The 21,822-nt window shown below is 71.3% G+C and carries 16 protein-coding genes; 9 read left to right on the top strand and 7 right to left on the bottom strand.

Features of this window, described 5'->3' with window-relative positions:
- Positions 1-451 precede the first annotated feature (451 nt).
- On the bottom strand, positions 452-1,510 hold the full coding sequence (locus tag ACZ59A_RS33820) for a PAC2 family protein (RefSeq protein ID WP_468050521.1): 1,059 nt from the start codon (positions 1,508-1,510) through the stop codon (positions 452-454).
- A gap of 257 nt (positions 1,511-1,767) precedes the next feature.
- On the opposite strand from ACZ59A_RS33820, the gene ACZ59A_RS33815 reads away from it, so the two are divergent.
- The 7 genes from ACZ59A_RS33815 to ACZ59A_RS33785 all read left to right on the top strand — a co-directional run bounded on the left by ACZ59A_RS33815 (position 1,768) and on the right by ACZ59A_RS33785 (position 9,675).
- A complete protein-coding gene (locus ACZ59A_RS33815; RefSeq protein ID WP_470967082.1) occupies positions 1,768-3,150 on the top strand; it encodes an enolase C-terminal domain-like protein in 1,383 nt (460 codons plus the stop codon).
- Positions 3,147-3,923, top strand: coding sequence for an SDR family NAD(P)-dependent oxidoreductase (locus ACZ59A_RS33810; RefSeq protein ID WP_470966741.1), 777 nt, complete (start codon positions 3,147-3,149; stop codon positions 3,921-3,923). Before ACZ59A_RS33815 ends, ACZ59A_RS33810 begins: the two co-directional genes overlap by 4 nt.
- Positions 3,924-4,112: 189 nt before the next feature.
- Positions 4,113-5,150 (top strand): sugar ABC transporter substrate-binding protein, encoded by a 1,038-nt coding sequence (locus tag ACZ59A_RS33805; RefSeq protein WP_470966739.1) that lies wholly within the window; start codon positions 4,113-4,115, stop codon positions 5,148-5,150.
- A 2-nt stretch (positions 5,151-5,152) separates the two neighbouring features.
- Positions 5,153-6,757: a sugar ABC transporter ATP-binding protein gene (locus ACZ59A_RS33800; protein WP_470966737.1), complete on the top strand. Its 1,605-nt coding sequence runs from the start codon at positions 5,153-5,155 to the stop codon at positions 6,755-6,757.
- Entirely contained in the window at positions 6,754-7,794 is a 1,041-nt protein-coding gene (locus tag ACZ59A_RS33795) for an ABC transporter permease (RefSeq protein WP_470966735.1), read from the top strand. The genes ACZ59A_RS33800 and ACZ59A_RS33795 overlap by 4 nt, the downstream gene beginning before the upstream one ends.
- A gap of 24 nt (positions 7,795-7,818) precedes the next feature.
- Positions 7,819-8,814: an aldo/keto reductase gene (locus ACZ59A_RS33790; RefSeq protein ID WP_470966732.1), complete on the top strand. Its 996-nt coding sequence runs from the start codon at positions 7,819-7,821 to the stop codon at positions 8,812-8,814.
- 9 nt (positions 8,815-8,823) lie between these two features.
- On the top strand, positions 8,824-9,675 hold the full coding sequence (locus tag ACZ59A_RS33785) for an amidohydrolase family protein (RefSeq protein ID WP_470966730.1): 852 nt from the start codon (positions 8,824-8,826) through the stop codon (positions 9,673-9,675).
- A gap of 696 nt (positions 9,676-10,371) precedes the next feature.
- Here the strand turns inward: ACZ59A_RS33785 and ACZ59A_RS33780 are convergent.
- From ACZ59A_RS33780 to ACZ59A_RS33755, 6 genes are all read right to left on the bottom strand, one after another.
- Positions 10,372-11,043, bottom strand: coding sequence for a FadR/GntR family transcriptional regulator (locus tag ACZ59A_RS33780; protein ID WP_470966728.1), 672 nt, complete (start codon positions 11,041-11,043; stop codon positions 10,372-10,374).
- Positions 11,044-11,165: 122 nt separating this feature from the next.
- Positions 11,166-11,636, bottom strand: coding sequence for a hypothetical protein (locus ACZ59A_RS33775; protein ID WP_470966725.1), 471 nt, complete (start codon positions 11,634-11,636; stop codon positions 11,166-11,168).
- A 234-nt stretch (positions 11,637-11,870) separates the two neighbouring features.
- Positions 11,871-13,481 carry a glycerol-3-phosphate dehydrogenase/oxidase gene (locus ACZ59A_RS33770; protein ID WP_470966723.1) on the bottom strand — a complete coding sequence of 537 codons (1,611 nt, stop codon included), beginning with the start codon at positions 13,479-13,481 and terminating at the stop codon, positions 11,871-11,873.
- 5 nt (positions 13,482-13,486) lie between these two features.
- Positions 13,487-15,034, bottom strand: a complete 1,548-nt coding sequence (gene glpK, locus ACZ59A_RS33765) for a glycerol kinase GlpK (RefSeq protein WP_470966720.1) — start codon at positions 15,032-15,034, stop codon at positions 13,487-13,489.
- A gap of 37 nt (positions 15,035-15,071) precedes the next feature.
- Positions 15,072-15,866 (bottom strand): MIP/aquaporin family protein, encoded by a 795-nt coding sequence (locus tag ACZ59A_RS33760; RefSeq protein ID WP_470966718.1) that lies wholly within the window; start codon positions 15,864-15,866, stop codon positions 15,072-15,074.
- A 299-nt stretch (positions 15,867-16,165) separates the two neighbouring features.
- On the bottom strand, positions 16,166-16,930 hold the full coding sequence (locus ACZ59A_RS33755) for an IclR family transcriptional regulator (protein ID WP_470966715.1): 765 nt from the start codon (positions 16,928-16,930) through the stop codon (positions 16,166-16,168).
- Positions 16,931-17,166: 236 nt separating this feature from the next.
- Between ACZ59A_RS33755 and metH the strand changes: the two genes are divergently transcribed.
- On the top strand, positions 17,167-20,670 hold the full coding sequence (metH, locus tag ACZ59A_RS33750) for a methionine synthase (protein WP_470966713.1): 3,504 nt from the start codon (positions 17,167-17,169) through the stop codon (positions 20,668-20,670).
- Positions 20,671-20,798: 128 nt separating this feature from the next.
- Complete coding sequence (locus ACZ59A_RS33745; protein WP_470966710.1) at positions 20,799-21,500, top strand: HAD family hydrolase; 702 nt, start codon at positions 20,799-20,801, stop codon at positions 21,498-21,500.
- Positions 21,501-21,822 lie beyond the last annotated feature (322 nt).

The raw sequence follows: 21,822 nt of genomic DNA, 5'->3' as shown, positions 1-21,822 counted from the left end.
CTCTCCGGAACGGGGTCCGGGGCCCGGGGGCGAAGCCTGCGGACTGGGCCCGGGGTGACCGTCAAGGGGCTGGAGCCTTCGTCCGGGCACCGGCCGTTGTCCGCCGCCACGGAGCGGCGAAGCCGCGCGTCGACCGGGGGATCGGGCCCCGGCAGCGGCCCGGCGCGGAGCCCTCTCCGGAACGGGGTCCGGGGCCCGGGGCACCCGACGAAGCTTGTCAGTGGCCGGGGGATCGGGGCCGGAGCGCAGCTCGCGGGGGTCCGGGGCGGAGCCCCCGGGTTCGGGAAGGGGCGGGGTGGGGAAGCCCCCGCAGGGCCACGCCCACCGGCACGTCCACCGCCCGTGGCGCCAGCGCCCGCGTCCGCAAGGTCCGACGGGAGCCCCCGGGGCAGGCAGGCCCCCGTAGCGGGGGCCGGGGCGCGGGCCGCTTGGGGGGCTGGAGCGAGGGGGCTCAGCCCTGGTCGTCCGGGCGGTCCTCCGCGTCGGTGCTTTCGGCGTCCTCGTCGCTCCCGGAGCTGTCCCCGCCCTCGTCGTCCTTCGCGGACGGCTTCCGCGGGCGGGTGTGGCCGCTGCCCGGATCCCGCAGGTACGGGGCGCCGGTCTCGCGGCCGTCGGCCACGCCGCCGGTGCCCGTCTCCGTCGCATGACCGCCCGGCGTGCCCGGTGAGCCGTCCCGGCGGCGCAGGTAGCGCTCGAATTCGCGCGCGATCGCCTCGCCCGACGCCTCCGGCAGCTCCGCCGTGTCCCGGGCCTCCTCCAGCGACTGGACGTACTCGGCGACCTCGCTGTCCTCCGAGGCGAGTTGGTCCACGCCCAGCTGCCAGGCGCGCGCGTCCTCGGTCAGCTCGCCGAGCGGGATGCGGACGCCGATCAGGTCCTCGAGGCGGTTCAGCAGGGCCAGGGTCGCCTTCGGGTTCGGCGGCTGGGAGACGTAGTGCGGGACGGCCGCCCACAGGCTCACCGCGGGGACACCGGCGTGGGTGCATGCCTCCTGGAGGATGCCGACGATGCCGGTGGGCCCCTCGTAGCGGGTCTCCTCGAGGTCGAGGCTGCGGGCCAGGTCCGGGTCGGAGGTGACACCGCTGACCGGCACCGGCCGGGTGTGCGGGGTGTCGCCGAGCAGTGCCCCGAGGACGACGACCATCTCGACGCCCAACTCATGGGCGTAGCCGAGGATCTCGTTGCAGAACGACCGCCACCGCATGCTCGGCTCGATACCCCGGACCAGCACCAGGTCGCGGGTCTTCTCGCCGCTCTCCGCGCGGACCACGGAGAGCCGGGTGGTCGGCCAAGTGATCTTGCGGACCCCGTTGTCCAGGGCGACGGTGGGCCGGTTCACCTGGAAGTCGTAGTAGTCCTCGGCGTCGAGAGAGGCGAAGACCTCGCCCTTCCACTCCCGGTCCAGGTGCCCGACCGCGGTGGAGGCGGCGTCTCCGGCGTCGTTCCAGCCCTCGAAGGCACAGATCATGACCGGGTCGATCAGCTCGGGAACCCCCTCAAGCTCGATCACCCAGCGCCTCCTTCCGACCGGGGCGGACGGCTTGGTACCGCCCCCGGTTGCAGTTCTTTTGCGTGCGCCCCAAGCCTACGGCTTCAAGGGGGCCCCGCCGCAGCCCCCGTACAGCAACCCACTGTGATTCATCCGACCTGTTTCCTGAAAGTTGCGGCACACCTCTGGACGAGACCCCCAAGTCAGCGCTATACATCGGATCACCGTTAAAGGTCCGATGTTCTATCGCGCGTCGTTCAGGGAGCCCCCCATTGAGTTTGCGCCCGACCGTCACTGAGTTCGAGGTCCATGACATCCGGTTTCCCACCTCGGAGCAGCTCGACGGCTCGGACGCGATGAATCCGGACCCCGACTACTCCGCTGCCTATGTGGTGCTCCGTACGGACGTCCCTGACACCTCGCACGACACCACCCACGGCACGACCACCGCGGAAGGCCACGGCTTCGTCTTCACCATCGGCCGCGGCAACGACGTGACCGCCGCCGCCATCCGCTCGCTGCGCCCCCAGGTCGTCGGCCGCCCCGCCCCGCTCACCGCGGCCGGGCTGGCCGACCTCTACCGCGACCTCACCCATGACTCCCAGCTGCGCTGGCTCGGCCCGGAGAAGGGCGTCATGCATATGGCGGCCGGTGCGGTGGTGAACGCCGCCTGGGACCTCGCCGCCCGGCAGGCCGGAAAGCCGCTGTGGCAGTTCCTGGCCGACATGTCGCCCGAGGAGCTGGCCGACCTCGTCGACTACCGCTACCTCAGCGACGCCCTCACCCGCGACGAGGCGCTGGAGATCCTGCGCGCCGCCGAGCCCGGCCGCGCCGAGCGCGCCGCGCTGCTGCGCGAGCGCGGCTACCCCGCCTACACCACCTCGGCGGGCTGGCTCGGCTACTCCGACGAGAAAATGATCAAGCTGGCGCAGGAGGCGGTCTCCGACGGCTTCGATCAGATCAAGCTCAAGGTCGGCGGCGACCTCGACGAGGACCTCAGACGGATGCGGCTGGCCCGCGAGGCGGTGGGCCCGGACATCCGGATCGCCGTCGACGCCAACCAGCGCTGGGACGTCGCGGAGGCGCTGCGCTGGATGCGCGCCCTGGCGCCTTACGACCCGCACTGGATCGAGGAACCGACCAGCCCCGACGACGTCCTCGGCCACGCCGCCATCCGCGCCGGACAGCCCGTCAAGGTCGCCACCGGTGAGCACGTCGCCAACCGCGTCGTCTTCAAACAGCTGCTTCAGGCCGAAGCCGTCGACTTCGTGCAGATCGACGCGGCGCGCGTGGCCGGGGTCAACGAGAACCTGGCGATCCTGCTGCTCGCCGCCAAGCACGGCGTGCCGGTGTGCCCGCACGCGGGCGGCGTCGGGCTGTGCGAACTGGTCCAGCATCTGGCCATGTTCGACTTCGTGGCCGTCTCGGGCAGCTGGGACGACCGGGTCATCGAGTACGTCGACCACCTCCACGAGCACTTCGCCGACCCGGCGGTCGTCGAGGCGGGCCGCTACCGCGCACCGGCCGCCCCGGGCTTCTCCGCCCGGATGCTCCCCGAGTCGATCGCCGCCTACCGCTATCCCGACGGGCCCGAATGGCAGGCCCGGAACGCCGCACCGCAATCGGCACCGCAGTCCGTACGAAACAAGGAGACCTCTTGAGCCCCACCGGCGACTTCGAAGGGCTGGCCGCGCTCGTCACCGGCGGCGCCTCGGGCATCGGCGCCGCCATCGCCACCACGCTGCGCGACCGCGGTGCGCGGGTCGCCGTGCTCGACCGGGACCCGACGGGCGCCCCGACCGGCACCCTGCCGGTCAAGACCGACGTCACCTCCGACGAGGGAGTACGGGCCGCGGTGGAGGCGGTGGTGGCCGAATTCGGCGCCCTGCACACCGTCGTCGGCAACGCGGGCATCGGCGCGATAGGCACCGTCGAGGACAACTCCGACGAGGAGTGGCAGCGGCTGCTGGACGTCAACGTCCTCGGCCTGGTGCGCACCGCGCGGGCCGCGCTGCCGCATCTGCGCGCCGCGGCGGCGAGCCGTCCCGGGGCCGTCTCCATCACCCACACCTGCTCGATCGCCGCCACCGCCGGACTGCCGCAGCGCGCCGCGTACAGCGCCAGCAAGGGCGCGGTGCTGTCGCTCACCCTCGCCATGGCCGCCGACCACGTACGCGAGGGCATCCGCGTCAACTGCGTCAACCCCGGCACCGTCGACACCCCATGGGTGGGGCGGCTGCTCGGCCAGGCCGCCGATCCGGCGGCCGAGCGCGCCGCCCTGGAGGCCCGTCAGCCGACCGGGCGGCTGGTGTCCGCCGAGGAGGTCGCCGCGGCCGTGGCGTATCTGGCGTCTCCCGCCGCCGCGGCCGTCACCGGCACCTCGCTGGCCGTCGACGGCGGAATGCAGGGGCTGCGCCTGCGCCCCGCCACCTGAGAACGACGCCCGCACACCGCACAACCGCACCCGCACCCGCACGCCACATCGCACCGCCCGCACTGCCGCACGCGCACCCGCACATCGCACCGCCGCACCCGCACGCCACATCGCACCGCCGCGCATCAGACATCCGCACCGCGTACCCGCACCACGCACGTCGCACCACTCGACTTAGGACGGGACTCGATGACGAGACTCCGCACCACCGGAGCCGCGGCCTGCGCCGTGCTGCTCGCCGTCGCCGGGCTGGCCGGCTGCAACCGTGAGAGCAACGGCGCAGCAGGCGGCGGCAAGGTGGGCATCGACATGCCGCGCACCGACACCGACTTCTGGAACTCCTACCAGCAGTATCTGGAGAAGGGCATCGACAAGGGCACGGTCTCCGCGCTCCCGCTGTCCAACTCGCAGAACGACATCTCCAAGCTCGTCTCCAACGTCCAGGCGTTCACCGACCAGGGCGCCAAGGCGATCGTCATGGCCCCCCAGGACACCGGGGCCGTCTCCTCCACCCTTGAGCAGCTGGAGGAGAAGAAGATCCCCGTCATCAGCGTGGACACCCGCCCCGACTCCGGCAAGATCTACATGGTGGTGCGGGCCGACAACCGGGCGTACGGCACCAAGGCGTGCGAATACCTGGGCCGACAGCTGGGCGGCAAGGGCCGGGTCGCCGAACTGCAGGGCGACCTCAGCTCCATCAACGGCCGCGACCGGTCGCAGGCGTTCGCCTCGTGCATGAAGAAGAAGTACCCGGGCATCAAGGTGCACGAGCTGCCCACCGACTGGAAGGGCGACGTCGCCTCCGCGAAGCTGCAGAGCCTGCTCGCCCAGCACCGCAAGCTCGACGGCATCTACATGCAGGCCGGTGGCGCCTTCCTGCAGTCCACCCTGGCGCTGCTGGAGCAGAAGAAGCTGCTCAAGCCCGCGGGCTCGGCGGGGCACATCACCATCATCTCCAACGACGGCATACCGGAGGAGCTGGACGCGATCCGCGCCGGGAAGATCGACGCGACCCTCTCCCAGCCCGCCGACCTCTACGCCCAGTGGGCGCTGAACTACGCCAAGGCGGCGCTGGAGGACAAGGAGTTCAAGCCCGGTCCGACCGATCACGGCTCGAAGATCGTCAAGATCGCGAACGGTCTGGAGGACCAGCTTCCGGCGCCCCTGGTCACCAAGAAGAACGTCAACGACCCGAAGCTGTGGGCCAACCAGCTCGAAAAGAAGTAGCGATGACAGCGGCAGCGGCAGCACAGCCCACCGTGGTCCGGGCGCACGGCATCGTCAAACGCTTCGGACCGACCGTCGCCCTGGACCACGCCCGGCTGGCCGTGCGGCCCGGGGAGGCGCACGCCCTCGTCGGACGCAACGGGGCGGGCAAGTCCACGCTGGTGTCCGTCCTCACCGGCATGGAACGCCCGGACGAGGGCGAGGTGACGTTCTCCGACGAACCCGCCCCCGGCTACGGCGACACCGCGGCCTGGCAGCGCCGGGTCGCCTGTGTCTACCAGAAGTCGATGGTGGTCCCGCATCTGACGGTCGCCGAGAACCTCTACCTCGGCCGCTTCCAGGGCACCGGGCGCATCCGCTGGCACGCGCTGCGCGAGGCCGCCCGGGCGCTGCTGGGGGAGTACGGGGTGGACGTGGACCCCCGGACCCGGGCGAAGGACCTCGGCGTCGAGCAGCGGCAGTTCGTGGAGATCGCCCGCGCCCTGTCCTTCGGCGCCCGGCTGATCATCCTCGACGAGCCCACCGCACAGCTCGACGCGGGCGGCATCGACCGGCTCTTCACCAAGCTGCTCGAACTGCGCGGGCAGGGCGTCGCCTTCCTGTTCATCTCGCACCACCTCCAGGAGGTCTACGACCTCTGCGACACCGTCACCGTCTTCCGCGACGCCCGGCACGTGCTGACCGCCCCGGTCGCCGACCTGCCCAAGGAGGACCTGGTCGTGGCGATGACGGGCGACGGCGAAGGCGCCCCCGGGGGCGCCTCCCGGGCCGCCGTCCGCGCCCCCGTCACCGTCAAGGCGGCCGACCCGGGCGGCGAGCCGGTGCTGCGCACCGAAGGGCTCACCCTGGAGGACGAGTTCGCGCCGCTGGACCTGGTGGTGCGGCCGGGCGAGGTGCTGGGTCTGGCCGGGGCGACCGCCAGCGGCAACACGGCGATCGGCGAGACCCTGGTGGGCCTGCGGCAACCGGGCGGCGGCCGGGTCTCCGTACGGGGCAGGCCGGTGCGTCCCGGCAGCGTGCCGCACGCCATCGACGCGGGCATCGGCTACGTCCCGGAGGACCGCCACGACCAGGGTCTGGTGCTGGGCCGCAGCGTCGCCGAGAACGCCACGCTGACCGTCACCGACCAGCTCGGGCCGTACGGCACGGTGCTGCCGTCCCGGACCCGCGCGTTCGCCCAGCGCATGATCACCTCGCTCGACATCAAGACCTCGGGGCCGTCGCAGCCCGTCTCGGGCCTGTCCGGCGGCAATCAGCAGAAGGTCGTCATCGCGCGGGCGCTGGCGCGCGAGCCGAGCGTGCTGGTCGCGATCCGGCCGACCGCCGGGGTGGACGTGAAGTCCAAGGACGCCCTGCTCGGCGTCGTACGGGATGTCGCGGCGGCCGGGAGCGGCGCGCTGATCGTCTCCGACGAGCTGGACGACCTCCGGGTCTGCGACCGGGTCCTGGCGTTCTTCCACGGGCGGGTCGTCGCCGAGTTCGGCAGCGGCTGGAGCGACCGCCAGCTGGTCGCCGCGATGGAAGGCATGACGGAACCGGGCACGGACGGCACCGCACAAGGTACGTCCGGGGGAACCGAAGACCGCACGGGAGGACCACAGACATGATCGGTACCGCACGGCAGCAGCCCGCCGAGGCGGTGGCGGACGGGGCGGCGGGGGCGCGAGGCCGTCCGCGGATCGACATCGCGCGCTGGCGCGATCTGTCCCTGGTCCCGGTGATCTTCGTCCTGGGCGTGATCGGCTTCATCGTCTCGCCCGCCTTCCTCACCGAGGACAACCTGATCGGCGTCGTCCAGCAGTCCACCGAGCTGGGGCTGCTGGTGCTGGGCGAGGCGCTGATCCTGATCAGCGGCCGGATGGACCTCTCGCTGGAGTCCACCATCGCCGTGGCGCCCGTGATCGCCCTCTGGCTGGTGCTGCCGTCCCACGGCGCGCGCTTCGAAGGGCTCGGGCTGCTGCCCGTATGGACCGCCATTCCGCTGTGTCTGGCGGTGGGCGCCCTGATCGGCGCGGCCAACGGCTTCCTGATGCTCAAGCTGCGCGTCAACGGCTTCATCGCGACCCTGGGCATGCTCACCATGCTGCGCGGACTCCAGGTGGGCATCGCCGAGGGCCAGTCCATCGTCAACGTCCCCGAGTCCTTCCGCTACCTCGGCAAGGCCGACTGGCTGGGCGCGCCCGCCGCCGTATGGCTGTGCCTCGGCCTGTACGCGCTCGGCGGCCTGGCGCTGGGCTATCTGCGGCACGGCCGCTCCCTGTACGCGATCGGCGGCAACCCCGAGGCGGCGCGCGCCGCCGGTATCCGCGTCGACCGCATCACCTGGATCGTGCTCAGCGTCGGCGGCGGGCTGGCCGCCTTCGCCGGAATCCTCTACACCGGCCACTACGGCTCGGTCGCCGCGACCCAGGGCAACGGCTGGATCTTCCAGGTGTTCGCCGCCGCGGTCATCGGCGGCATCAGCCTCAAGGGCGGCCGCGGCACGCTCTTCGGAGCCCTCACGGGTGTGCTTACGCTGCAATTGGTCGTCAATGTGATGACCCTGGGCGGCGTTCCGCCACTGTGGAACCAGTTCATCAACGGCTCCATCATCATCGTCGCGCTGATCATCTCCCGCTACGCGAGCGGCGAGAAGCAAGACTGACACCAAGGACAGAGGCGAGAAATCATGGCGCAGGTACCGCGCGGGCCGCGCGAACTGGGGCGCTCGGGCGTCCACGTACCACCCCTCGGGCTCGGCTGCGCCCCGCTGGCCAATCTGTACGCCGCGGTGCCCGAGGAACGCGCCCTGGCGACCGTCCACACCGCGCTGGAACTCGGCTCCACCTATCTGGACACCGCGCCGCACTACGGCGTCGGGCTGTCCGAGGAGCGGCTGGGGCGCGCGCTCGCGGGGCGCGACCGCGGCTCGTACACGCTCTCCACCAAGGTGGGGCGGCGGCTGCGGGACCGGGCGCCCGGCGAACCCGTCCAGCCGGACGGGTTCGCGGACACCCCCGACCGGGTCCGCGAGTGGGACTTCAGCCGGGACGGCATCCGCGCCTCCCTTGAGTCCTCCTTGGAGCGCCTCGGCGTCGAGGCCCTCGACATCGTCTACGTCCACGACCCGGAGAACCACATCCGCGAGGTGTACGAGACGGCCTTCCCGGCGCTCGCCGAACTGCGCGACCAGAAGCTCGTCCGGGCCATCGGCTTCGGCATGAACTACAGCGACATCCTCGCCCGCTTCGTCGCCGACCTCGACGTGGACGTCGTCCTGTGCGCCGGGCGCTGGACGCTGCTGGAGCGCACCGCCTACGACGACCTGCTGCCGGTGTGCGAGCGGCGCGGCACCTCCGTCGTGGTCGGCGGCGTCTACAACTCCGGGCTGCTCGCCGACCCCCGCCCCGGCGCGCGCTACAACTACGAGGAGGCGCCGCCCGAGATCGCCGAGCGGGCCCGGCGGCTCGCCGCCGTCTGCGCCGAGTTCGGGGTCCCGCTGCGGGCCGCCGCCCTGCGCTTCCCCTTCGGCCACCCGGCAGTGGCGTCGGCGGTCGTCGGCGCCGCCGGTCCGGACGAAGTGCGGGACAACGCCGAGATGTTCGGCTACGACATTCCCGACGAGCTGTGGCACGCGCTGGTCCGGCGCGGGCTGCTCGACGACGACATCCCGCTGCCGGTCTGAGGAGAGCCCGTGTCTCGCCGCATCGACGCCCACCACCATCTGTGGGACCTGTCCCGTCGGCCGCAGCCGTGGATGGACGGCACCTGGGCCGACCCCATCGCCCGCACGTACACCCCGGCGGACCTCGTCCCCCACCTCGACGAGCACGGCATCGACGCCACCGTCATCGTCCAGTCCAGCTCCTCGTACGACGAGACGCGCGAACTCCTCGCCCTGGCGGGCGCCTCGGACCGGATCGCGGGCGTCGTCGGCTGGGCCGACCTCACCGACCCCGAACTGCCCGCTCTCCTCGCCACCCTGGCCGCGGGCCCCGGCGGGGACCGGCTGGTGGGCCTGCGGCACCAGGTGCAGGACGAGCCGGACCCGGACTGGCTGGCCCGCGCCGACGTACGCCGCGGCCTCGCCGCCGCGGCCGACGCGGGGCTCGTCTACGACCTGCTGGTCACCCCGCGCGAGCTGCCCGCCGCGACCACCGCGGTACGCGAGCTCCCGGGACTGCGCTTCGTCCTCGACCACGCGGCGAAACCCCCGGTGGCCCGAGGCGAGCGGGAGCCCTGGGCCGACCAGCTGACGCGGCTGGCCGCCCTTCCGAACGTCGACTGCAAGCTGTCGGGCCTGGTGACCGAGGCCGACTGGACGTCCTGGAAACCCGAGCAGTTGCTGCCGTACGCCCGCCACGTACTGGAGGCGTTCGGCCCGGAGCGAGTGCTGTTCGGCTCGGACTGGCCGGTATGTGAACTGGCCGCGACGTACGCGGACGTAGTGACCCTGGCGCACCGAGCCACCACCTCCCTGACCGCCACCGAACGCCAAGCAGTCTTCGGCACCAACGCCGCGCACACGTACGGCCTGCACCCCTAGCGCGGGCGTTACCCCGTACCGAGAGACGGCCCCCACCGCCCCGAGCGGGCGACCCCACCGCGCTGAGCGGGGGCGGCTCCGCTGGGCAGAGGGGCGGCGTCCCCGTGCCGAGAGGCGGCTGCCAGCGCCCTGTGCGGGCGGCTGCACTGTGCTGAGCGGGGGCGGCTCCGCTGGGCAGAGGGCCGGTGTCCTCGTGCCGAGGGACTGCCCCCACCGCCCTGGGCGGGTGGCCCCACCGCCTAGAGGCGGCTGTACCGCGCTGAGCGGGGGCGGCTCCGCTGGGCAGAGGGGCGGCGTCCCCGTGCCGAGAGGCGGCTGCCAGCGCCCCGCGTGGGCGGCTGTACCGCGCTGAGCGGGGGGCGGCTCCGCTGGGCAGAGGGGCGGTGTCCCCGTGCCGGGAGACGGCTCCCACCGCCCCGGGCGAGCCCCATCGCCCAGAGGCGGCTGCACCGCGCGGAGAGGGTGCCGGGGCTGCCTCCGGTGCCCCGCACCGGGGCCTGGGCGGAGCGGCGCTGCGCGGCTTCGTACCGAGTGCGCGCCGGTCCTCGGCGTCCGGCGGCCGCAGGGCTACCCCAGGTCGGCCCCGCCCCCCTGGGCCTTACGCCGGGGGCGGGGCGGATGTGCCCACTACCCAGCCCCTCCGGCGTTTGAGGAACGGGGTCCGGGGCGGAGCCCAGGGGGCGGGGGAAGGCCCCCTCACAGCGTCGAGCGCAGCCACTGCTCCACGCTCGCGACATGCACCGTCGCCCACGACCGCGCCGCCTCCGCGTCCCGGTCCCGGAGCGCGCCCAGGATCGCCCGGTGCTCGTGGAGGGTGCGGCTGACCGCGTCCTCCTGGGTGAGGCCGCGCCAGACGCGGGCGCGGGTCGTGGGGCCGGAGAGCCCGTCCAGGAGGGAGCAGAGCACCGAGTTGCCCGACGCGTGGACGATCCCCCGGTGGAATTCGAGGTCGCAGGCGACCAGCTCCTCCACCGAGGGCGTCTGCCCCAGCGCGTCCAACTGGGCGCCCAGCGCGTCCAGCTCGGTCTCGCTGATCCGGCTGCACGCCTGCGCCGTGGCCGCGGGCTCCAGGATGCGGCGCACCGCCAGGAACTCCAGGACGGTGTCGTCCCGGTGGAAGTCCACGACGAAGCTCAGCGCCTCCAGCAGCAGCTGGGGGTCGAGGCTGGTGACGTACGTACCGTCGCCCTGCCGCACGTCGAGGATGCGGATCAGGGACAGCGCGCGGACGGCCTCGCGCAGCGAATTGCGGGACAGGCCCAGATCCGCGGCCAGCTCGCTCTCCTTGGGAAGCCGGTCACCCGGGCGCAGCGCACCCGAGACGATCATGCCCTTGATTTTTTCGATCGCCTCGTCGGTGACCGCCATGATGGACCTCCGGGTCAAACATCCGATGTATGGGTCCATTATGACGCGCGCGGACCGGCGGCGTCTTCGGGGGACGCCGCCGGTCCGTTGTCGGCTTTCGCCGAGGGGCTCGGAAGAGCGGTTCAGAAGGTGAAGGGGCCCGGCGACTGCGGCGAGGTGGCGGTGCAGTTCACCGTGATCAAACCGAAGATCACCAGCTTCAGCGACTTGGCCTCCAGCTTGTCACCCGCGGCCACGGTGCCCTTGAGCGGGCCGGTGGTCACATCGGCGCCGGTCTTGATGGCCGGGTTGGAGTTGCCGGTGAACGTCGTGGTGCCGGAGCCGTTCTTCGTCAGCGTCAGGGTCGAGCTGACCGCGCCCGCCGGAACGTCGATCGGCGCCTTGATCGCGCCCGAGGAGAGGGTGATGGTCGCGGCGGTGCCGCTCTGCGTGGCCGTCAGTGTCGCGAGGCCCGAACCGAATGTTCCGCACTCGGCCGTGATGGTCGCGGTGGTCGGGGTGACCGCGACCGCGCTCGGCGCCAGCGCGAGCGCGCCGGCGGCCAGTGCTGCTGTTCCCATTGCCGTGCCGATCCCGAGCTTGATGCGTCTCATGGGGGACTGCCTTCCGGGTGGGGGAAGTGAGCGGTGGGCTGGTGGGGGGTGCGCCCGCGCCTTCTGACTGTCCGTCACGCGCGGACGGAAGGCTATTGATGCGCGTGCCGCCGAAGAAGGCAAGAGTGATTCCGCAACTTTTTAACTGGCGGGTAAGGTCGCGCCCCGCGCGCACAGACGGACGGCCGGGTGAGGAGAAACGTCTCCTCACCCGGCCGTCTCGCACAGGGAACCTCAGCCGCGCTTGGCCAGCAGCTCCTCGACCCGCCCGCGGATGGCGTCGTCGTCCAGGCCGCGGATCGTCAGCGTGGTGCGGCGGCGCAGCACGTCGTCCGCCGTCTGCGCCCACTCGTGGTCCCGGGCGTAGACGACCTGGGCCCAGATCTCCGGGGCGTCCGGGTGGATCCGCTCGGCGAGCGCCGCGTCCCCGCTCGCCAGCCGCGCGATGTCGAAGGAGAGCGAACCGTAGTGGGTCGCCAGATGGCGCGCGGTGTCCGCGGCCATGCGCGGGCCGGGCGTACCGCCGTCGACCAGCAGCCGGTGGGCGACCGCGTGCGGATTGGCGAGGCCGGGCAGCGGCATGTGCTTGGGCAGCTGCTTGACCGGCTCCATGTCGTCCGCGAGCGGACGGCCCGGCAGCTGGGCGAGCTTGCTCATCACGGTGCGGCCGATGTGGCGGAAGGTGGTCCACTTGCCGCCCGCTATGGAGAGCATGCCGCCCTTGCCCTCGGTGACCACCGTCTCCCGCTTGGCCTTGGCCGTGTCGCCGGGGCCGCCGGGCAGCACCCGCAGCCCCGCGAAGGAGTACGTGATCAGGTCGCGGGAGAGCTGCTGGTCGCGGATGGAGAAGGCGGCCTCGTCCAGGATCTGGGTGACGTCCGCGTCGTTGACCGCGACCTCGGCCGGGTCACCCTCGTACGGCTCGTCGGTGGTGCCGAGCAGCAGCATGTCCTCCCAGGGGAGGGCGAAGGTGATGCGGTACTTGTCGATCGGCGTCGCCAGCGCCGCCCGCCAGGGGGAGGTGCGCTTGAGGACCAGATGAGCGCCCTTGGAGAGCCGGATGGACGGCGCTGCGTTCGGGTCCTCCATCCGGCGCAGGTGGTCCACCCAGGGGCCGGTGGCGTTGAGCACCAGCCGGGCGTTGACGCCGAACTCGGTGCCGTCGGTACGGTCCTTCAGCTCCGCGCCGGTGACCCGGCCGTCGGACTTGCGCAGCCCGGTGACCTCGGCGTGGTTGAGGACGGTGGCGCCCGCGTCGACCGCGGCCCGGACCGTCATCAGGGCCATGCGGCTGTCGTTCATCTGCCCGTCGCCGTACACGGCGACCGCCCGCAGCCCCTCGGTGCGCAGCTCCGGGACGTCCCGCGCGGCCTTCTCGGCGTTGATCACATGGCCGACGCCGTCGCGGAACGCGGAGAGCGCCGAGTACGCGAAGACGCCCGCGCCCAGCTTGGCCGCGCCGTGCGGGCCGCCCTTGTAGACCGGCAGGTAGAAGGTGAGCGGGTTGGACAGGTGCGGAGCGACGCTGTGGGAGACGGCGCGCCGCTCGAAGTGGTTCTCGGCGACCAGCTTGACCGCACCGGTCTGGAGGTAGCGCAGGCCGCCGTGGAGCAGCTTGGAGGAGGCGGAGGAGGTGGCGCCGGCGAAGTCGCCGGCGTCCACCATGGCCACCCGCAGTCCGGACTGCGCGGCGTGCCAGGCAGTGGTGATGCCCAGGATGCCGCCGCCGATCACCAGGAGGTCGTACGAAGCCTTGGACAGCTGTTCCCGGGTTTCGGCGCGGGTCGGGTGCGAACCGGCAGCCGGGTGCGTCCCGAGGGAAGGAACGCTCTGCAGGGGGGTCATTGAGATTACTCCTCGTCCTCGATCCAGCCCATGGTCCGCTGCACGGCCTTGAGCCAGCTCTTGTACTCGCGGTCCCGTACGTCCGCGTCCATACGGGGGGTCCACTCGGCGGCCCGGCGCCAGTTGGCGCGCAGCGCGTCGGTGTCCGGCCAGAAGCCGACGGCCAGGCCGGCGGCGTAGGCGGCGCCGAGGCAGGTCGTCTCGGCGACCATCGGGCGCACCACAGGTGCGTCGAGGGCGTCCGAGAGGGTCTGCATCAGCAGGTTGTTGGAGGTCATTCCGCCGTCGACCTTGAGCGCGGTCAGCTCGACGCCGGAGTCCTTGGTCATCGCGTCGACGATCTCGCGGGTCTGCCAGGCGGTGGCCTCCAGCACGGCCCGCGCGATGTGCGCCTTGGTGACGTAACGCGTCAGGCCCGCGATCACGCCGCGCGCGTCGTCGCGCCAGTACGGGGCGAACAGACCGGAGAACGCGGGCACGAAGTACGCGCCGCCGTTGTCCTCCACCGAGCTGGCCAGGGTCTCGATCTCGGCGGCGCTGTTGATCAGCCCCATCTGGTCGCGCATCCACTGCACCAGCGAACCGGTGACCGCGATGGAGCCCTCCAGGGCGTACACCGGCTTCTGGTCGCCGATCCGGTAGCCGACGGTGGTCAGCAGGCCGTTGTAGGAGTTGACCGGCTTGTCGGCGGTGTTCATCAGCAGGAAGGTGCCTGTGCCGTACGTGGACTTGGCCTCACCCTCGGCGAAACAGGTCTGGCCGAAGAGGGCCGCCTGCTGGTCGCCGAGCGCGGAGGCGACGGGCACGCCCGCGAGGACGCCGTCGGCGGTGTGCCCGTAGACCTCGGCGGAGGAACGGATCTCCGGCAGCAGGGCGGCCGGGATGTTCATCGACGTCAGGATCTTCGGGTCCCAGTCGAGGGTGTGCAGGTTCATCAGCATGGTGCGGGAGGCGTTGGTGACGTCGGTGACGTGCACCCCGCCGTTGACCCCGCCGGTCAGGTTCCAGATGACCCAGGAGTCCATGGTGCCGAAGAGGATGTCCCCGGCCTCGGCGCGCTCGCGCAGCCCCTCGACGTTGTCGAGCAGCCAGCGGATCTTGGGCCCGGCGAAGTAGGACGCCAGGGGGAGACCCGTCTCGCGGCGGAAGCGGTCCTGGCCGACGTTGCGGCCCAGCTCCCGGCAGAGGGCGTCGGTGCGGGTGTCCTGCCAGACCAGCGCGTTGTGCACCGGCTCACCGGTGTTCTTGTCCCACAGCAGGGTGGTCTCGCGCTGGTTCGTGATGCCGATCGCCTTGACGTCGGCGGAGGTGATCTCGGCCTTGGTGATCGCGCCGGTCACGACCTCCTGCACGTTCTGCCAGATCTCGGTCGCGTTGTGTTCGACCCAGCCCGGCTTGGGGAAAATCTGTTCGTGTTCCTTCTGGTCGACCGAGACGATGCGCCCGTCCCGGTCGAACACGATGCAGCGGCTGGACGTGGTGCCCTGGTCGATCGCGGCGATGAACGGACCGTGTCCGTGGGAGGAGGCGCTCGTGGTGTGGGTGTCGGTCATGGTGGGTTGCTCTCCTGCGGGTCCGAGGGGGTGGGGGCTAGGCGAAGGCGATCTCGTAGATGCCGCCGGCGAGAGCTCCGCCGAGGAGCGGGCCGACGACGGGGATCCAGGCATAGCCCCAGTCCGAGCCGCCCTTGTTGGGCAGCGGCAGGAGGGCGTGCACGATGCGCGGGCCCAGGTCACGTACCGGGTTGATGGCGTAGCCGGTCGGACCGCCGAGAGAGAGGCCGACGCCGACCACGACCAGGGCGGTGATCAGGACGCCGATCACGCCCAGACCCTTGCCGTCGCCGTTCAGGCCCTGGGTGAGGATGGCGAGGACCAGCACGGCGGTGGCGATGATCTCGGTGGCCAGGTTCTGCACGGTGTTGCGGATCTCCGGGCCGGTCGAGAAGACCCCCAGCACCGGGCCCGCGTTTGTGGCCTCGGCCGCGTCGGCCTTCTCCGTGTCCTGCGCGCCCGGACCGCCGACGATCTCGCGGTCGGTGAGATGCGCCTGGAAGTGGCCCACGTAGGCGACCCACACCAGCACCGCGCCGATCATGGCGCCGAGGATCTGCCCGAGGAAGTAGACCGGTACGTCGCTCCACTCGATGCCGCCGTTGATCGCGAGACCGAGGGTGACCGCCGGGTTGAGGTGTGCGCCGGAGAGCGGCGCCGATATGTACGCGCCCGTGAGGACGGCGAAGCCCCACCCGAAGGTGATGGCCACCCATCCCGCGTCGAACGCCTTGGATCGCTTCAAGAGAACGCCTGCGACGACACCGCAGCCGAGCAGGGTGAGAACGGCGGTACCGATGGTCTCGCCGATGAAGATGTCGGAGCTGGACACCCGCGACTCCTTTGTCCTTCGTCCAGGGGAAGGCGAACCCCCGGTCCCGCCGAGGATCCGCGCCCTCGTGGGAGGGCGTTGGTCGGCCCGCGGCGAGTCCACCATAGCGAATATTGTCGTCAGGTGTTCGACAATGCCGACCGATGAACGGCAGTTTTCTTCACGGCGAAGAGCCCGTCAAGGGTCGTGTGGAGGAAAACTCCGGAGGATGTGAAACCGTGATGGAGGACCATAGACCTGGCCAAAGGTCCTGGTCAGGCTCCCGGTCCAGGTCGGGGCCTGTGCGGGTCGGGGCGGGGTCAGAAGCGCCCGGCGCCCAGGTCCCGGGAGACCGCCCGGGCGCAGTCCCGTACGGCGGCGATCAGCTCGGAGCGAAGCTCCCCGTCCTCGCACACCCGCTCCACCGCGCCGGTGATCCCCACCGCCCCCACCGGCAGCCGCCGCCGGTCGTGCACCGGGGCCGCGACCGAGGCGACGCCCTCCCAGGTCTCCTCCACGTCCGAGCCCCAGCCGCGCGCCCGGGTGAGCGCCAGGACGCCCTCGAACGCGTCCTCCTCGGTCACCGTGTGCTTGGTGAGCGGCTCCCGGTCGCCCTCGGCCGCCTCGCTGTGCGCCACCGGGTCGTACGCGGACAGCACCTTGCCCAGGGCCGTGGAGTGCAGCGGCTGCATGGCGCCGACCTCCAGCACCTGACGGCTGTCGTCCGGCCGGAAGACATGGTGGACGATGAGCACGCCCTGCTGGTGCAGTACGCCGAGATAGACGCTCTCGCCGCTGGAGCGCGCCAGGTCGTCCGTCCACACCAGGGCGCGGGCGCGCAGCTCGTGGACGTCCAGATAGCTGTTGCCCAGCCGCAGCAGCTCGGCGCCCAGCTGGTAGCGGCCCGAGTTCTCGTCCTGTTCGACGAACCCCTCCTGCTGGAGGGTGCGCAGGATGCCGTGGGCGGTCCCCTTGGCGAGCCCGAGGGTGGAGGCGATATCGGACAGTCCCAGCCGTCGCTCGCCGCCGGCGAGCAGGCGTAGCATCGCGGCAGCCCGCTCCAACGACTGGATGTTCCGTGGCATCGCCAACCTCCTGACTGCGGTTCGACAATGCTGAACACTATCGGTCCATGTCGACTCCGCGGTACATCCGGCCAAACGTAAATGATCACCAGTCGGCCGCGGCCGACCGGAGGAAGTGCGTCCGGCTGATGGGACGGCCGCCTGCCCTCTTGCCCCCGGCAGCTAGGCTGGCCTGGTGCGCCCTTCCCAAGTGAGGGCGCAAAGCCGACAGCCGTCGCACTCCAGGGAGCACATCCATGGCCTCGCACACGTCATCGTCCGCATCCGCCGCCCGAGCCGACGCCCTTCGCGAGGCACTTGCCTCCCGCGTCGTGGTAGCCGACGGCGCGATGGGCACGATGCTCCAGGCGCAGGACCCCAGTCTCGATGACTTCCAGCAGCTCGAAGGCTGCAACGAGATCCTCAACGTCACCCGCCCCGACATCGTCCGCTCGGTTCACGCGGCGTACTTCGAGGTGGGCGTGGACTGTGTCGAGACGAACACCTTCGGCGCCAACCACGCGGCGCTGGGCGAGTACGACATCCCCGAGCGGGTCTACGAGCTGTCCGAGGCGGGCGTCCGGATCGCCCGTGAGGTGGCCGACGAGTTCGCCGCCGACGGGCGCCACCGCTGGGTGCTCGGCTCGATGGGCCCCGGCACCAAGCTCCCCACCCTCGGCCACGCCCCGTACACCACGCTGCGCGACGCCTACCAGCAGAACGCCGAGGGCATGATCGCCGGTGGCGCGGACGCCCTCCTGGTCGAGACCACCCAGGACCTGCTGCAGACCAAGGCCGCCGTCCTCGGCGCCCGCCGCGCGCTGGACGCCACCGGCGCCAACCTCCCGCTCATCTGCTCGGTCACCGTCGAGACCACCGGCACCATGCTGCTGGGCTCCGAGATCGGCGCGGCGCTCACCGCCCTGGAGCCGCTCGGCATCGACATGATCGGCCTCAACTGCGCGACCGGCCCGGCCGAGATGAGCGAGCACCTGCGCTACCTCGCCCGCCACTCGCGTATCCCGCTGTCCTGCATGCCGAACGCGGGCCTGCCGGTGCTCGGCAAGGACGGCGCCCACTACCCGCTCACCGCGAGCGAGCTGGCCGACGCCCAGGAGACCTTCGTCCGCGAGTACGGGATGTCCCTGGTCGGCGGCTGCTGCGGCACCACGCCCGAGCATCTGCGCCAGGTCGTCGAGCGGGTCCGCGACCTGACCCCGACCACCCGCGAGCCGCGCCCCGAGCCGGGCGCCGCCTCGCTCTACCAGACCGTGCCGTTCCGCCAGGACACCTCGTACCTGGCCATCGGCGAGCGGACGAACGCCAACGGCTCCAAGAAGTTCCGCGAGGCCATGCTGGACGGCCGCTGGGACGACTGCGTGGAGATCGCCCGCGAGCAGATCCGCGAGGGCGCCCATCTGCTCGACCTGTGCGTCGACTACGTCGGCCGCGACGGCGTCGCGGACATGCAGGAGCTGGCCGGCCGCTTCGCCACCGCCTCCACCCTCCCCATCGTGCTGGACTCCACCGAGGTGGACGTCATCCAGGCCGGTCTGGAGAAGCTGGGCGGCCGCGCGGTCATCAACTCGGTCAACTACGAGGACGGCGACGGCCCCGAGTCCCGCTTCGCCAAGGTCACCACGCTCGCCCGGGAACACGGCGCCGCGCTGATCGCGCTGACCATCGACGAGGAGGGCCAGGCGCGCACGCCGGAGCACAAGGTCGAGATCGCCCAGCGGATCATCGCCGACCTGACCGGCAACTGGGGCATCCACGAGTCCGACATCCTCATCGACTGCCTGACCTTCACCATCTGCACCGGTCAGGAGGAGTCCCGCAAGGACGGCATCGCCACCATCGAGGCGATCCGTGAGCTCAAGCGCCGCCACCCCGATGTCCAGACCACGCTGGGCCTGTCGAACATCTCCTTCGGCCTCAACCCGGCCGCCCGCATCCTGCTCAACTCCGTCTTCCTGGACGAATGCGTCAAGGCCGGGCTGGACTCGGCGATCGTGCACGCCAGCAAGATCCTGCCGATCGCGCGGTTCGACGAGGAGCAGGTCACCACGGCGCTGGACCTGATCTACGACCGGCGCGCGGAGGGGTACGACCCGCTGCAGAAGCTGATGGCGCTCTTCGAGGGCGCCACGGCGAAGTCCCTCAAGGCGGGCAAGGCCGAGGAACTGGCCGCCCTGCCGCTGGACGAGCGTCTCCAGCGGCGCATCATCGACGGCGAGCGCAACGGCCTGGAGGCCGACCTCGACGAGGCCCTCGCCGAGCGGCCCGCCCTGGAGATCGTCAACGAGACGCTGCTGGAGGGCATGAAGGTCGTCGGCGAACTCTTCGGCTCCGGCCAGATGCAGCTGCCGTTCGTCCTCCAGTCCGCCGAGGTGATGAAGACCGCGGTGGCCCATCTGGAGCCGCACATGGAGAAGACGGACGACGACGGCAAGGGCACCATCGTGCTCGCCACCGTCCGCGGCGACGTCCACGACATCGGCAAGAACCTCGTCGACATCATCCTCTCCAACAACGGCTACAACGTCGTCAACCTCGGCATCAAGCAGCCGGTCTCCGCGATCCTGGAGGCCGCCGCGGAGCACCGCGCCGACGTCATCGGCATGTCAGGGCTGCTGGTGAAGTCCACGGTGATCATGAAGGAGAACCTGGAGGAGCTGAACCAGCGCAAGCTGGCCGCCGACTTCCCGGTCATCCTCGGCGGCGCCGCCCTCACCCGCGCCTACGTCGAACAGGACCTTCACGAGATCTACGAGGGCGAGGTCCGCTACGCCCGCGACGCCTTCGAGGGGCTGCGGCTCATGGACGCCCTGATCGCCGTCAAGCGCGGCGTCCCGGGCGCGGAGCTGCCCGCCCTCAAGCAGCGCCGGGTGCCCAAGCGCGACACGGCGCTGAGCGAGCCGGAGCCGGAGGGCCCGTCGCGTTCCGACGTCGCCATCGACAACCCGGTGCCCGCCCCGCCGTTCTGGGGCACCCGCGTCGTCAAGGGCATCCAGCAGGTCGACTACGCCTCCTGGCTGGACGAGGGCGCGCTGTTCAAGGGCCAGTGGGGGCTGAAGGAGGCCCGCACGGGCGACGGACCGAGCTACACGGAGCTGGTGGAGTCCGAGGGACGCCCGCGGCTGCGCGGCTGGCTGGACAAGCTGCGTACGGAGAACCTGCTGGAGGCCGCGGTGGTCTACGGCTACTTCCCCTGCGTCTCCAAGGGCGACGACCTCGTCCTGCTCAACGAGGACGGCAGCGAGCGGACCCGCTTCACCTTCCCGCGCCAGCGCCGGGGACGCCGCCTGTGCCTGGCGGACTTCTTCCGGCCCGAGGAGTCCGGCGAGACCGATGTGGTCGGCCTCCAGGTGGTCACCGTCGGCTCGAAGATCGGCGAGGCGACCGCCGAGCTGTTCGCCGCCGACTCCTACCGCGACTACCTGGAGCTGCACGGGCTGTCCGTGCAGCTCGCCGAGGCGCTGGCCGAGTACTGGCACGCCCGGGTCCGGGCCGAGCTGGGCTACGCAGGTGAGGACCCCGGCGCCATCGAGGACATGTTCGCGCTGAAGTACCGCGGCGCGCGCTTCTCCCTCGGCTACGGCGCCTGCCCCGACCTGGAGGACCGGGCCAAGATCGCCGATCTGCTGGAGCCGGAGCGGATCGGGGTGAAGCTCTCCGAGGAGTTCCAGCTGCACCCCGAGCAGTCGACCGACGCGATCGTCATCCATCACCCGGAGGCCAAGTACTTCAACGCCCGGTAACCGGTGGGCGCCCGACAGGAGGCGCCGCGACGCACCGCGTCGTAGACTGGTCGATCCGGTAGAGGCCGGTCGTCTTCCGTATTCCGGAAGAGGGCCGGCCTTCGTGCCCCGTATCCGGAGGTGTTTGGATGACCAGCAGCATCCCCGCCGTCGACACTCGTTCGGCCGAAGGCTCGGCCCTGCAGGCGGTCCTGCTCGACATGGACGGCACCCTGGTGGACACCGAGGACATCTGGTGGGACGCGGAAGTGTCCATCTTCGCCGAGCTGGGCCACGCCCTCGCCGAGGAGTACCGCGAGGTGGTGGTCGGCGGCCCGATGGCCCGCAGCGCCTCGTTCCTCATCGAGGCCACCGGCGCCGACATCGCGCTCGCGGAGCTGAGCGGCCTGCTGAACAGCCGCTTCACCGAGCTGCTCGACGGCACCGTGCCCATGCTCCCCGGCGCGCGCCGGCTGCTCACCGAACTGGCCGCCCACGGGGTGCCGACCGCCCTGGTCTCCGCCTCGCACCGGAAGGTGGTGGACCGGCTGCTGCGGTCGATCGGTCCGGAGTACTTCGCGCTGACGGTCGCGGGCGACGAGATCGGCCGTACGAAGCCGCACCCCGACCCGTATTTGTTCGCCGCCGCGGGGCTGGCCGCCGAACCGGCGCGGTGCGTGGTCATCGAGGACACGGCGACCGGGGTACGGGCCGCCGAGGCGGCCGGGTGCCGGGTGGTGGCGGTGCCCTCCATCGTGCCGATCGAGCCCGCGGCGGGCCGCACGGTCGTGGGATCGCTCGAAGAAGTCGATCTTCCCTTTCTTCGCAGACTGGTCACAGCGGTGCACTGATCGCACACTGAGCGTATTTCTGTAAATTGCAGACTGAATAACGCGCTCCGCGATTTTGTGTGGCGGCGGCGGCATTCCGGGCGTGATGTTTATCACTGCATATGCCGTCGACAGATCGGGCGGGTATCTGCTGCGCGTCCTGTTTGGTGCGATGTGGGCGAGCCCTTGTGTCCGGATTGGTGACATCCCGTACGATACGCGACCGCGTTCGGATATCGGGCGGACCTTTCTCGTTATCGGTGCGTGATATCGCCTCAACTTCGTTGTGTCTGAGCATGGCTGGCGCCTCGGACTAATCTCGTCGCGAGTGGTTGATCGATCG

The sequence above is a fragment of the Streptomyces sp. NPDC040405 genome (assembly GCF_055595765.1).
This window is presented reverse-complemented; position numbering and strand designations above follow the sequence as displayed.

Coding starts and splice junctions, on each gene's coding strand:
- metH (WP_470966713.1), top strand. CDS start 17,167: ATGGCCTCGCACACGTCATCGTCCGCATCCGCCGCCCGAGCCGACGCC.
- glpK (WP_470966720.1), bottom strand. CDS start 15,034: ATGACCGACACCCACACCACGAGCGCCTCCTCCCACGGACACGGTCCG.
- ACZ59A_RS33805 (WP_470966739.1), top strand. CDS start 4,113: ATGACGAGACTCCGCACCACCGGAGCCGCGGCCTGCGCCGTGCTGCTC.
- ACZ59A_RS33770 (WP_470966723.1), bottom strand. CDS start 13,481: ATGACCCCCCTGCAGAGCGTTCCTTCCCTCGGGACGCACCCGGCTGCC.
- ACZ59A_RS33790 (WP_470966732.1), top strand. CDS start 7,819: ATGGCGCAGGTACCGCGCGGGCCGCGCGAACTGGGGCGCTCGGGCGTC.
- ACZ59A_RS33755 (WP_470966715.1), bottom strand. CDS start 16,930: ATGCCACGGAACATCCAGTCGTTGGAGCGGGCTGCCGCGATGCTACGC.
- ACZ59A_RS33795 (WP_470966735.1), top strand. CDS start 6,754: ATGATCGGTACCGCACGGCAGCAGCCCGCCGAGGCGGTGGCGGACGGG.
- ACZ59A_RS33745 (WP_470966710.1), top strand. CDS start 20,799: ATGACCAGCAGCATCCCCGCCGTCGACACTCGTTCGGCCGAAGGCTCG.
- ACZ59A_RS33780 (WP_470966728.1), bottom strand. CDS start 11,043: ATGGCGGTCACCGACGAGGCGATCGAAAAAATCAAGGGCATGATCGTC.
- ACZ59A_RS33800 (WP_470966737.1), top strand. CDS start 5,153: ATGACAGCGGCAGCGGCAGCACAGCCCACCGTGGTCCGGGCGCACGGC.
- ACZ59A_RS33775 (WP_470966725.1), bottom strand. CDS start 11,636: ATGAGACGCATCAAGCTCGGGATCGGCACGGCAATGGGAACAGCAGCA.